At 68.1% G+C, this 12,236-nt stretch carries 11 protein-coding genes; 4 read left to right on the forward strand and 7 right to left on the reverse strand.

The annotated features are described in order from the left end of the window. Positions 1-127 precede the first annotated feature (127 nt). Together BLQ10_RS15280 and BLQ10_RS15285 are read left to right on the forward strand one after the other, a co-directional pair. Positions 128-1,159 (forward strand): Lrp/AsnC family transcriptional regulator, encoded by a 1,032-nt coding sequence (locus BLQ10_RS15280; protein WP_175558652.1) that lies wholly within the window; start codon positions 128-130, stop codon positions 1,157-1,159. Positions 1,160-1,375: 216 nt separating this feature from the next. Beyond that, complete coding sequence (locus tag BLQ10_RS15285; RefSeq protein ID WP_254785587.1) at positions 1,376-2,842, forward strand: MFS transporter; 1,467 nt, start codon at positions 1,376-1,378, stop codon at positions 2,840-2,842. A 149-nt stretch (positions 2,843-2,991) separates the two neighbouring features. Here the strand turns inward: BLQ10_RS15285 and BLQ10_RS15290 are convergent, their stop codons facing one another. The 3 genes from BLQ10_RS15290 to BLQ10_RS15300 all read right to left on the reverse strand — a co-directional run bounded on the left by BLQ10_RS15290 (position 2,992) and on the right by BLQ10_RS15300 (position 6,734). Continuing rightward, the gene (locus BLQ10_RS15290; protein ID WP_175558642.1) at positions 2,992-4,497 is read right to left on the reverse strand and encodes an amino acid permease; all 1,506 of its coding nucleotides are present in this window, start codon (positions 4,495-4,497) and stop codon (positions 2,992-2,994) included. A 510-nt stretch (positions 4,498-5,007) separates the two neighbouring features. After that, entirely contained in the window at positions 5,008-5,697 is a 690-nt protein-coding gene (locus BLQ10_RS15295; protein ID WP_091563507.1) for an SAM-dependent methyltransferase, read from the reverse strand. Continuing rightward, entirely contained in the window at positions 5,694-6,734 is a 1,041-nt protein-coding gene (locus tag BLQ10_RS15300; RefSeq protein ID WP_175558643.1) for a class I SAM-dependent methyltransferase, read from the reverse strand. The genes BLQ10_RS15295 and BLQ10_RS15300 overlap by 4 nt, the downstream gene beginning before the upstream one ends. A gap of 210 nt (positions 6,735-6,944) precedes the next feature. Here BLQ10_RS15300 and BLQ10_RS15305 point away from each other — a divergent pair, with 210 nt between their 5' ends. Beyond that, the gene (locus tag BLQ10_RS15305; RefSeq protein ID WP_254785588.1) at positions 6,945-7,262 is read left to right on the forward strand and encodes a hypothetical protein; all 318 of its coding nucleotides are present in this window, start codon (positions 6,945-6,947) and stop codon (positions 7,260-7,262) included. Positions 7,263-7,606: 344 nt separating this feature from the next. Beyond that, positions 7,607-9,511: a DEAD/DEAH box helicase gene (locus BLQ10_RS15310; RefSeq protein ID WP_091563511.1), complete on the forward strand. Its 1,905-nt coding sequence runs from the start codon at positions 7,607-7,609 to the stop codon at positions 9,509-9,511. Positions 9,512-9,707: 196 nt separating this feature from the next. Here BLQ10_RS15310 and BLQ10_RS15315 read toward each other — a convergent pair whose 3' ends face one another. The 4 genes from BLQ10_RS15315 to BLQ10_RS15330 all read right to left on the reverse strand — a co-directional run bounded on the left by BLQ10_RS15315 (position 9,708) and on the right by BLQ10_RS15330 (position 12,235). Continuing rightward, positions 9,708-10,358 (reverse strand): MBL fold metallo-hydrolase, encoded by a 651-nt coding sequence (locus BLQ10_RS15315; RefSeq protein ID WP_091563513.1) that lies wholly within the window; start codon positions 10,356-10,358, stop codon positions 9,708-9,710. Between the two features lie 21 nt (positions 10,359-10,379). Next, positions 10,380-11,390: an aldo/keto reductase gene (locus tag BLQ10_RS15320; protein ID WP_254785589.1), complete on the reverse strand. Its 1,011-nt coding sequence runs from the start codon at positions 11,388-11,390 to the stop codon at positions 10,380-10,382. Positions 11,391-11,537: 147 nt separating this feature from the next. Next, positions 11,538-11,909 carry a DMT family transporter gene (locus BLQ10_RS15325; protein ID WP_091563666.1) on the reverse strand — a complete coding sequence of 124 codons (372 nt, stop codon included), beginning with the start codon at positions 11,907-11,909 and terminating at the stop codon, positions 11,538-11,540. 2 nt (positions 11,910-11,911) lie between these two features. Then, a complete protein-coding gene (locus tag BLQ10_RS15330) occupies positions 11,912-12,235 on the reverse strand; it encodes a DMT family transporter (RefSeq protein WP_091563517.1) in 324 nt (107 codons plus the stop codon). Between the last annotated feature and the right edge of the window lies 1 nt (position 12,236).

Raw genomic sequence — 12,236 nt, forward strand, 5'->3', positions numbered from 1 at the left:
GATCGCGTCCGGTGAGGACGTCCTGCGTCTATTCTCAAGTGACATGGTTCACATGCGGCCGAAGGACAGAAAAAATGCAAAAAAGTTCCGCTACCGCAGGTTTCGTGCATGAATGAAGGGAAGAATGATGGAACTCAGCGAGGATGACCTCGCCCTGATCAACGTCCTGCAGATTGCCCCACGCCTGAGCTGGGCGGATGCAGGGGAAGTGCTGGGCGTTCATGCCACCACGCTGGCCGCCCGTTGGGAGCGGCTGCTCGCCTCCGGCGTTTCCTGGATCACCGCCCACCTGATCGGCGACCCTCAGCAGATGTGCCTGGCGTTCGTCGCCGTGGACTGTGAAATGCACCGTCGCGAGGAAGTCACCGCCAGGCTCGCTGAGATGCCGGAAATCGTCACGGTGGAGGAGGCCGCCAGCAACCGGGACCTCATGCTGACCGTCATTACGCCCTCCCTGGACGATTTCAGCCTGAAGGTCATCTCGCGGCTGAAGGAGATCGACGGCCTCCTCAAATATCAGACCGCCCTGTGCACCAGGTTGCACGCGAGCGGCGGCTCCTGGCGGCTAAATGTATTGAGCCGCGCACAGCAGGCCGCCGTGCGGGCCTTGGCCGGCCCCGAAGCCACTGGGGTTGCCCAGGCTGCCGCCCGGGAAGCGTTGCCGGATAGCCACCTGGCGCTCCTGCCGTTCCTGGCCAGGGACGGACGGGCCACGGCGGCGGACATTGCCCGCGGACTGGGCAGGCACCCCGCCACCGTCCAGCGCCAGCTCAACCGCGTGCTCGCCAGCGGCATCCTCTCATTCCGGTGCGAGGTGGCCCAGAAGTTCTCGGCCTTCCCCGTGACTTGCCAATGGTTCGTCAACGTCCCCGCCGGCCGGCACGAGGCAGCCGCCGCCGAGCTGAGGACCATGCGGAACGTGCGGCTGAGCGCCTCCACCACGGGGCCTACGAACTTCGTGATCATCATGTGGCTGCAGTCCCTGGCGGACGTCATGAACATCGAGGTGGCTCTGCAGCAGAAAGTGCCCGGGATCGTGCTCGTGGAAAGCGTCGTCATGCTGAGCACCGTCAAGCGCGTGGGCTGGATGCTGAACCCGGACTCGAGGGCCAGCGGCGCCGTGGTGGTTCCGGCCCAGGGGTTCGACGGGGCGGACTGACCCCGGCGGACTGGCTTGGGGCGGACTGACCCCGGCGGACTGGCAGCCTAGAACCGGGGCACGGCGTGCCGAGGTTCTAAGCTGTGGCATGCTTCCCCTAGGCGCTCTGCACCTGCTTCAGCCTCCGATTGCTACGTTAGGGGCCCGCGCCGCCAGCCCCGTCCAGCCCGGACCGGCCTTGACCTCAAGCCGAGTTGAGGTCCCAGGGTTGCGTCCATGTCAACCGATCAGGTCCCGCCAGTGTCCCGAACCGATCCGCCCGCCCGTTCGAAATCCGTTCCGGAATCGGCCGGTATTTTCCACCGCAGCTACCTGCTGGTGACGCTCGGCGCCTGCGCGCTGGTGTTCCTGGCGGCCTTCGAGTCCCTGGCGGTGACCACCATCATGCCGCTCGTCAGCCGGGAACTGGACGGCGCGGGCCTCTACGCATTGGCCTTCGCCGGGCCACTCGCCACCGGGGTGATCGGGATGGTGGCCACAGGGAGCTGGTCGGACCGCAAAGGGCCTGTGGCGCCGCTCCTGGCCGCAGTGGGCATGTTCGTGCTCGGCCTGCTCATCGCCGGTACCGCCGGAACCATGCCGGTCCTTGTGTCCGGACGGCTCGTGCAGGGACTCGGCGGGGGCGGGCTCACCGTGGCCTTGTACGTGGTCATTGCCCGGGTCTACCCGCCGGTCCTGCATCCGAAAATCTTCGCCGCCTTCTCCGCGGCTTGGGTCATCCCGTCGCTCGTGGGCCCGTTCGCGGCCGGCGCCGTGGCGCAACTGGCCGGCTGGCAGTGGGTCTTTCTCGGCGTGGTCGGACTCGTGGTCCCGGCCCTGCTCCTGACGGTCCCGGCCCTGCGTGGCTTGAATGGAAGCACCGGCGCCACCGGAGATCCGCCGGCAAACGTGGAGACTGCAGCCGGCGGCCGTCAGCCGGGCGGCCTTGCCAAGTTGGCGCTGGCGGCGCTGGCAGCGCTCGCCGTACTGGGGCTGAACCTGTCCGCCGCGGTACCGGGGGCCGGGCCGGTGCTGGCGGCGGCCGCCGTCGCCGTCGCACTCCTGGCCGTCCGTCCCCTCATGCCGCGCGGAACGCTGACCGCCCGGCGCGGCCTGCCAAGCGTGATCCTCACCCGCGGGCTCGCGTCCGCAGCTTTCTTCGGCGCCGAGGTCTACCTGCCGTACCTGCTCGTGGAACGTTACGCCTTCGCCCCGACGTTTGCGGGCCTCACTCTCACCGGCGGCGCCCTCGCCTGGGCGGCGGCGTCGGCCATCCAGGGCAGGCTGGGGACCCGCCTGGAGCACCGGAGGGCGGTGCGGATCGGGTCGGCCCTCGTCCTTGGCGCCGTCGTCCTGGCCCTCGTGACAACGGTGTTGGCCTGGCCGGCCGCCGTCGCGATCGTGGGATGGATCTTCGCCGGGGGCGGCATGGGCCTGATGTATCCGCGCCTGAGCGTCATGACTCTGGCCCTCTCCACCAAGGACACCGAGGGCTTCAACAGCTCGGCGATGTCCATTTCGGATTCCCTCGGCGGCGCCCTGGCCCTCGCCGGCACCGGGATCGTGTTCGCCGCGTTCGCGACGGCGGCTTCCTCGGCGTCGTTTGCCGGAGTCTTCGGACTGACGGCGGTGATCGGGATCGCCGCCGTGGCCGTCGCGCCGCGCGTCGCCGTCGTCCCGGGCGCCGTCAGCGCATCCGCGTAACGGCGTAGCACCTCAACGGCACAGCACCATTACGGCACAGCACCGTTACGGCACAGTACGGCAAAGGAGCCCCGGCCGGATGATCCGGCCAGGGCTCCTTTTGCATCAGCTCACCCTTGTATCAGCGCTCCGTTGTAGCAGCCCATGGATCAGGCAGCCACGTGGGCTTCCTCCTGTGAGCGGGTGGCTTCCCATTCCACAATCCGGGCCTGCTGCAGCGGGGTCTTCCGGTTGAAGTGCCAGGCCGCGCCCAGCAACAGGAACCACACGGGGGCCACGAAGAGTGCCAGGCGGGTGTCATCGGCCTGCGCCAGCGCCACCAGCATGAAGACGAAGAACGCGAGCACCACGTACGGCATGAAGGCGGAGCCGGGCATCTTGAAGGCCGAGGCCGCGTGCAGGGCCGGCCGACGGCGGCGGAAGGCGATGTAGCTGACCAGGATCATGGACCACACAAACATGGTCAGCACGGAGGCCACGGAAGTGACGATCGTGAACGCGCCGATCACGGAGTCGCCGGCATAGAGCAGGACAAGACCGGCCAGCAGGAAGATGCAGGAGAACAGCAGCGCGTTCTGCGGTACCTTGCGGACGCTGAGCTTTCCGAAAGCCTTGGGCGCGTTCCCGTCCTGGGCGAGGCCGTAAACCATCCGGGACGTTGAGTAGATTCCGGAGTTGGCGCTGGAGGCGGCGGAGGTCAGGACCACAAGGTTGATGACCACTGCGGCGATCCCCAGCCCGGCCAGCGTGAACATGCCGATGAACGGGCTGCTCGCGGGATCGATGGTGCGCCACGGATTGACAGCCATGATGACCACCAGGGCGCCCACGTAGAAGAGGAGGACGCGGACCGGGATGGAATTGATGGCCCGCGGCAGGTTCTTCTCCGGGTCCTTGGTTTCGGCGGCGGCGGTGCCCACCAGTTCGATCCCGGCGAACGCGAAGATGGCGATCTGGAAGCCGAGGACGAAGCCGAACATGCCGTGCGGGAACATGCCGCCGTCATTCCACATGTTGGCGAGGTTGGCTTCCGCGCCGTTCGGGGACGTGAAGTGGGTGGCGATCATGACCGCGCCGGTGATGATCAGGGCCACGATGGCGACCACTTTGATGATGGCAAACCAGAACTCCGCTTCACCGAACGCCTTCACGGTGGGGAGGTTCAGGAGGATCAAGACCACGGGCGTGAGCAGCGCCGGGATCCACAGCGGCGTGCCGGGCGCGAGCTTGTCCACGTATCCGGCAATGGCGACGATGTCCGCCACCCCGGTGACCACCCAGAAGAACCAGTAGGACCAGCCGGTGAAGAAGCTGGCCCAGGGGCCGAGCAGGTCGCCGGCGAAGTCGCTGAAGGATTTGTAGTTCAGGTTGGAGAGCAGGATCTCGCCCATCGCACGCATCACGAAAAACAGCATGAAGCCGATGATCATGTAGACGAAAATCACGGACGGCCCGGCGAGCGAGATGGTTTTTCCGGACCCCATGAACAGGCCGGTGCCAATCGCGCCGCCGATGGCGAGCAATTGGATGTGGCGGTTGCCGAGGGCACGGGCGAGGTGCGGTTCGCGGTTCCCGGCGCCGGACTCACCGTTGGCGGAGGCGGCAGTGTCAGATTCTGAAATGGCCGGAGCGGCCGAGGTGGTGCATTCAGACATGAGGCTTCTTCCTTGTCACAGGCGGCCGCAGCGGGCGGGGGTTGCGCAGTGCGGGCCGCACAGATCCGTCAGGGTGTGACGGAGGTAACAGTTTTGGCGGGTAAAACAAGGTTAGGGCCGGTATTTCGTGGTCCCTGTTGTCGCGACGGCCCGCGCAGGTGGCCCGTCCGGCCAGTGAAGTGCCGCGGCGCTCCCGGCGGAACTCAATCCCCGGAAGGCGCGGGAACAGGTCCCGAGCCCGCATCCCGCGCGGGCCCTAGGGGAAAATGCGACGCCGGCACGGCCGCCCGCTGTCGGCTCCGGTATCGCATTTCCGCGAATCAGCCGCCCGCGGGCAGGTTCGACAACTGTCGACCATCTTAGCTTCGGTTGTCGTCCGTTGTCTTTTGTCACATTTTGCGCGGCGACGCTGCGGCGACGGCGGCTCCGGGGACCCGTGCGACGACGCCGGCTCCGACGGCGGCGTCCGCGATCCCGCGGGGACGCTCCCTCGAACGATTGCCCGGCGGCCTACTGGGCGGCCAGGCGGGTGGCCCGCAGCACGGCATCCGTGAGGGACACTGCCTCGCCGTCGGGTCCGATGGCGCCGCGCTGCCGGCTGTCCAGGACCTCGACACGCCACAGCGGCTCCTCGATCCGGAGCTCCCGGGCAAGGTCCTCGGCGGTGAAGAACTTCTCCGGCGTATGGTGCGCGCCCCACGGAGGCAGCCCGTCGGGGTGATGGCCGACGATCAGCAGCGTCCCGCCGGTCCGCACCGCGGCCGCCGCGAGCTGCAGCGCCTGCTGCCACGGCATCTGGGTGGAATGCAGGAACTGGGCTGTGACGAGATCGAACAATCGGTCCGGAACCCATGTGGCAAGATCCTGCTGCACCCACTCGATGGTGGCGTCCTGGCCCCGTTCCCGGGCGTGGGCGGCCGCGCGCTCCAAGGCGACGGCGGAAACATCCAGGCCAGTAACCGCCCAGCCGCGGGCAGCGAGCCAAATGGCGTCTGCACCCTCGCCGCACCCCAGGTCCAGAGCCTCGCCGGGAGACAGGTCCGCCACCTCCGCGACGAGTTGCGGATTCGGATCCCCGCTCCACATCTTGGGGCGGCTGCTGTACTTTTCATCCCACATCCGGGCCGCGGTGCCCGGCGCTGCATGCTCGGCGTCGTCGTGCTCGTGGCTCTGGCTGGGGGTGTGGCTGTGTTTTGTCATGGTTTCCCCTCATCGCGGTAGTCCGACAGGTTTGGCTGCCTGTTTTCCTGCGGGCCGTCGCCGACGGCGGGCGCCACGACGGCGGTGACGAAGCCGGCCGGCGCGGACCGCCGTCGGGTCTCCCGACCGAAATTCCTGTGCTCCTCAAGGGCCAGCCCGAAGGACCCAACAAAGTCCGCGGCGCTCTTCCTGGCGGGGGGAGCGTTGTCGATGCCAAAGGTCAGCGGCTCACCTACGAATCTCGCCGCAGCCCGGGCGTACCGCATGTAGGGCGATCGCGAGGCGATGGTTTTCCCGGAGAAGTAGTCAAAGGCCACGACGCTGCCCGCGGCGGTGCCGGCGATCCTTCGCAGTGTTGCCTCGACCGAGTCGCGGTCCAAATACATGGTCACCCCTTCCCAGAGGAACAGCGCGGGCCTGCCGGGGTCGAAGCCCGACGCCACGAGCTTGTCCATCCAGTCCTCGGTCTCGAAATCGGCGGCCACGTAAGTGGACAGGCCGGTCGACAGGCCCGCTTTCTCGAGCATCGCGAGTTTGTGGGCCTGCGTCCGAGGCAGGTCGATTTCAAAGCAGCGCACACGGTCCTCCGGTGACAGCCTGAACGCCCGGGTGTCGAATCCCGCCCCGAGGACCACAAGCTGGTCAACGCCGGCCAGATGCCGCTGGAGGGCAGCATCGTAGTAGCTGGTCCGTGCTGTCGCCTGATGGCGCATCGGGGCCTGCCCCTGGTAGGGGTAGCGGTAGATCCGGGGAACGAAGCCCGTCAGCAGGTGTCCCACGAGCGTGGGGGCGGTCTCCAGCCGGAACCCTTCCTGGGACACATTCGGCATGACCGCCATGAGCCGGGCCGCAGGCTCATCCGGCCTCGTCCCTAGCCGGTGCTGCATGTAGCGCGTGTAGAGGGTAGCGAACACTGTTGCCGAAACGCCCGCCCGCCGGCTGTAGTTAAGCATCCGGGGGACAGCCGCGACGTAACCGGCCGCCCCTATGGGCAACAGCGCCACTTGGATGACCCGAAAGAAGCCAGCGCCGACCATTCCCGGCATCGTGCCCCGTCTCCTCTCGTCGCCTTGCCCGCCCACCATGGTCCTCCCGGACGCAATGGCGGTCAATACACGCTCGGGGCTTCGCTTAAGAACGCCGCAAAGGCGGGGGGACACGTAGAAATCACGCTCCGGAAACGAACCCGAAACCTGTGTCGTGAATGCTGGGCACAAGACATTGAACGCTGGGGAAGGGCAATGATCATGGACGTTGACGAAGCATGGAAAATCCGCAGCTCCGCTGAGCTGAACGTGGGGGACGAGATCGAGGCTTGGCACAACGGGAAGCTCTTCCATCGGGGTCCGGTAACCCAGACCGTCGCGGGCGTGGACCTGTTCTGGATCCTGGATGCCCGAACGGGAACCCGCCGCCTCATCGACGCTGAGGCGCTCGTGATCCTTCGGCCGGCCGGCCGGGGCTCGGCCAAGGCGCCGTCACGGGCGCCCCTCCGCACGCCCGCCCGCACGCCCGCCGAGACGTCCCACATGCCGCTGTTCCAGGCCCCCAGCCTGGCGGGTTAGGGGCGAGGCCGGCGGCCACGGATACGGGACCTGGCCCTGCCGGGTGATAGACTTCTAAAACTTGATGTGCAGTGATGCCCACTTTTGATTCTGTTGACCGGCTTCGGTCCGTCAACCGGATCCCTGCCAGGTTCCTTCGGGAATCCGCACGCAGGCAGTGGGATTTTTTCATGTGAGAGGCACATCCTGCGTCGATGAACGCGTTCCATTTGGTCCCGGCGGCCGTTTGCTGAAGTTTGGCAACAGCCCGGTTGATCACCTGACTTTTCTTCGGCGAACCCTTGAGCCAACCGGCATCGGGGGCCGATATCCGCACGGATACCGCCTGAAAGACTTTGAAACACATGACTACATTTGCTGCCCTCGGCACGCCCAAAGCACTTGCCGACACCCTGACCGCCCAGGGCATCGTGGAGCCCTTCCCGATCCAGGTCAAGACACTCCCTGACACCCTTTCCGGACGCGACGTCCTGGGCCGCGGCCGCACCGGCTCCGGCAAGACCATCGCATTCGCCATCCCGCTGGTGGCACGACTCGCCGAGCGGGAAGCCAAGCACTTCCGCAAGCCCGGCCGCCCGATGGGCCTGGTCCTGGCTCCGACCCGCGAGCTGGCCACGCAGATCAACGCGACCATCGAGCCGATGGCCAAGGCCATGGGCCTGACCACCACCGTGATCTACGGCGGCATCTCCCAGGCCCGCCAGGAAAAGGCCCTGCGCGCCGGCGTCGACATCGTCATCGCCTGCCCGGGCCGCCTGGAGGACCTGATCCGCCAGCGCATCCTGACCCTTGAAGCAGTCGAGATCACCGTCCTGGACGAGGCCGACCACATGGCTGACCTTGGCTTCCTCCCGGTGGTGAAGAAGCTCATGGACATGACGCCCACCCAGGGCCAGCGCCTGCTGTTCTCCGCCACCCTGGACAACGGCGTGGACAAGATCGTCCAGCGCTACCTGTCCAACCCGCTGACCCACTCCGTGGACGACCCGCAGGCCGCGGTGACCACCATGGAACACCACGTGCTGGTGGTCAACGACCAGACCGTCAAGAAGCAGCTGATCGTCGAGCTCGCCTCCGGCGCCGGCCGCCGCGTGCTCTTCATGCGCACCAAGCACCATGCCCGGAAGCTGGCCAAGACCCTGACCGACGCCGGCATCCCCGCCGTCGATCTCCACGGCAACCTCTCGCAGAACGCCCGTGACCGCAACCTGGCCGAGTTCTCCTCCGGCGACGTCCGCGTCCTGGTGGCCACCGACGTCGCAGCCCGCGGCGTCCACGTCGACGACGTCGAACTGGTCATCCACGTGGATCCGCCCACAGAGCACAAGGCGTACCTGCACCGCTCAGGCCGTACGGCCCGCGCCGGTTCCGACGGCACCGTGGTCACGCTGACCCTGCCCGAGCAGCAGTCCGACGTCAAGAAGCTGATGAAGGCTGCGGGCGTCGAGGTTAACTTCGAGCGCGTCACCGCCAACTCGCCGCTGGTTGCTGAACTGGTCGGCGAAATGGCTGACAAGATCGATCCGCGTACCCGCGCTGCGCTGCTGGCCGCCAAGGCCGCGCAGCACGGCGGCGGCACCTCCACCGGTGCCAACGCCGAGCGCAAGCGCGCCCGCCGCACCACCCAGGCTGCACCCACCGCGGGTGGCCGGGGCGGCCGTGGCGGACGCGGACGCGTCGGAGCAGAGGCTCCCCGGACCGATCTGCCGCGCGCCGAGCGCCGCGCCGTCGCCTACGAAGGCAAGGCCGCTGCCCGCAACGCCGCCGACCGTGTCGCCGAGCAGAACCAGGACCGCGCCGATGCCGAGCGCGCCGAGCGCCGGAATGCGCGTGGCCGTGGCCGCACCACCGCCTACGCGCACCACAACGACGTTCCGGCTGCCGGTGGCCGTGCCGCGGCCGGCCGCGGTTCGGACGGACGCGCCGCCGAAGGACGCAGCGATGCCCGGGGCGCTTCGGCTCCCCGCAGCGGAGCACCCCGCACCGGCGGCGCACCCCGCGCCGGCGCTTCGGCCGGCGGCCAGCGCGGCGGACGTCCGGCAACCGGCCAGCGTGCAGCTGCGGGCGCCAAGTCCGCTGGGAGCAAATCCGGAGGCAGCGCGGCTGTCTGGTCCTCCAACACCGGCGGCACCTCGGGCGGATCCTACGCCGGCGGCGGCAACGGCCGCTCCGGTGAAGGACGTCCGGCCCGCAGCGGCGGCCCGCGCCGCGCGTCGGCTCCGGCCTCGAATGAACGCCGCAGCCGCTAATCCCCAACCGCTCCCTAACCTCGCAAGCTCGGTCAGGGAACCCGGCGGTCGTGGCCCCAGCTTAACCACCATCGCTCCCCACCGGCACCCTAGCCTCGCAAGCTCGGCCAGGGAACCCTGCCGGTGTGGGCCCACGTAACCGCCGTTTAGAGGGTTCATAACGGCAGTTGGGGAGCAATCGATGAGGTTTCAGGCCCTACCAGCCGCGGGCGCGCCACTCGTCCAGGTGCGGGCGTTCCGCACCGAGGGTGGTGGGCTTGCCGTGGCCCGGGTGCACCACGGTGTCATCCGGATACACGTCGAACAGCCGCTCGCTGACATCGGTGAGCAGCTGGGCAAACCGCGCCGGATCCTTCTGCGTGTTGCCTACTCCTCCCGGGAACAGCGAATCGCCGGAAAAAATGTGGGCCGGCCCCGCGGGGTCCTGGTACACAAGGGCGATCGAACCCGGAGTGTGGCCGCGCAGATGCACAGCCGTCACGTCGAAGCCGTCGAAGTTGCCGACGTCCCCGTGATCCAGCAGGACATCCACCGGCACCGGAAGCTCCGGGGCATCCTCTGTCCCGGCCGCCGTTTTCACACCTGTGGCTTCCACCAGGCCCGGGAGCGCCCGGACGTGGTCCCAGTGCTGGTGGGTGGTGGCAATCAGCGCCAGCTTCGGCGTCGCGGAAGTATCCGCGGCGGCGTCCGCGAGCAGCCCCTGGATGGCGGCCAGATCATCGGCCGCATCGATCAGGAGTTGCGCGCCGGACGCCTTGGCCGTAAGCAGGTACACGTTGTTGTCCATCTCGCTGACCGAAATCCGGCGGATGGTGATGTCACGTAAAGAGTGAATAAGCGAGTCCATGGGCTTCAGTCTACGGAGGCGCTATTCACGGCCCTGGGACACCCAGTTGGGGTCCGCGGAGCGGGAGCCGACGACGGCGTCCGCGGCGGCGTCGAGCGTCTTCAGTTGCGCTGCGGTGAAGTCCAGCGCCAGGGCGCCCAGGTTTTCGTCGATCCGGTCCGCCTTGCGCGTGCCGGGGATGGGGACCACAGGCAGTCTGAGTTTCTGGCCCTGCGCGAGCAGCCAGGCCAGCGCCACCTGGGCGGGAGTTGCAGCCTGCCCGGCAACGCTCAGTTCGGCGGCGACCGCCCGCACGGCGGCCACCACACCCTGGTTGGCGCCGGCAGCGTCCGCGGCGAAGCGCGGGATGTTGCGGCGGAAGTCGTTGCTGCCCAGCGTCGAGGCGTCCACGGTGCCGGTGAGGAATCCTCGGCCCAGCGGCGAATAGGGCACAAAACCCACCCCGAGTTCGGCGGCGGCGGGAACCACGTTGCGTTCCACGTCGCGGCTCCAGATGGACCATTCGCTCTGGACCGCGGCGATCGGGTGGATGCTGCTGGCCTCGCGCAGCTCCTCGGCCGTCACCTCTGACAGGCCCAGATGCCGCACCTTGCCGGCCTGCACCAGCCCCGCCATGGCCTCCACGGTTTCCACTATCGGAACGCGGAGGTCACGGCGGTGCATGTAGTAGAGGTCGATCGAGTCGGTGCCCAGCCGTTGCAGGCTGCGGTCCACCGCCTGTTTCACGTAGGCGGCGTCGCCGCGGATGTCCGTGTACCCCGCCGAGGGGTTGCCCACGAGGCCGAACTTGGTGGCCAGCTGGACTTCGCCGCGGCGTTCCTTGAGCAGCCGGGCGATCAGCTCCTCGTTGCTGCCGCCGCCGTAGATGTCCGCGGTGTCGATGAAGCTTACGCCGGCATCCACCGCGTGATGCAGGGTACGCAGGGCCTCGGCCGGGTCCACCTCGCCGTAGACAGGGGTCAGGGCCATGCCACCGAACCCCAGACGGCTGACCGTGAGGCCGTCGCCGAGCTTGACTGTTGCTGCCGTCATCTGGATCTCCATTCGCGCATTGAGTAGTTCCGTCCCTGCCAAGAACCCCGGGGTGCGCGCGGCTATTCCAGCGCTCCCGCCCGGTTGCTGCCGGCGAACGGGCCGCAGCCACGGCGTGTTGTCCGGAATAGACCCTCCCGGCGCGGACTAACTGGGCGGGAGCGCCGGTGTACGCTCGGTGTCCCGGGCCGGAAGGAGCTTCAGGCCCGCCGCGCAGCCGACGATCCCGGCGATGAACAGCAGCTTGAGCGGGCTGGCCGGTTCGACGCCGGTGGCCATCGCCCAGCCGACCGTCAGTGCGGCGCCGATCCCCACCCAGACGGAGTAGGCGGTGCCGAGCGGAATGCGTTTCACGGCCAGGCCCAGCCCCACCATGCTGAAGGTGGCCGTCACGGCGAACACGAGGGTCGGCAGCGGGCGGGAGAACCCGTCGGACCGGCCCAAGGCCGTGGCCCAGACCGCCTCCAGCACAGCGGAAGCGAGCAGGATCATCCAGGACATCGCAGCTGATTTCACCATCGTCATGCCACCAGCTTCAGGCCGACGACGCTCGCGGCAATCCCGCCGAGCAGCAGGATCCGCGCCGCCGTCGCGCGCTCAACTTTGGCGATAATCGCGTAGCCGGATGTCAGGACGACGCCGACCCCCACCCACACGGCGTAGGCCGTTCCGGTGGGGATGGACTGCATGGCCACGGCGAGGCCCCCGGTGCTGGCGAGGACCGAAACGAGGAAAACGAGGGCCGGGACCAGCTGGCGGCGGCCGGTGGCCTGGGCGGCCCGGTGCAGGGCGGCGGCCCAGACGGCCTCAAGCGCCCCGGAAAAAATGAGTATTAGCCACGACATG

The sequence above is a fragment of the Arthrobacter sp. ok362 genome, from assembly GCF_900102785.1.
In the GTDB taxonomy this organism is placed as follows: domain Bacteria; phylum Actinomycetota; class Actinomycetes; order Actinomycetales; family Micrococcaceae; genus Arthrobacter.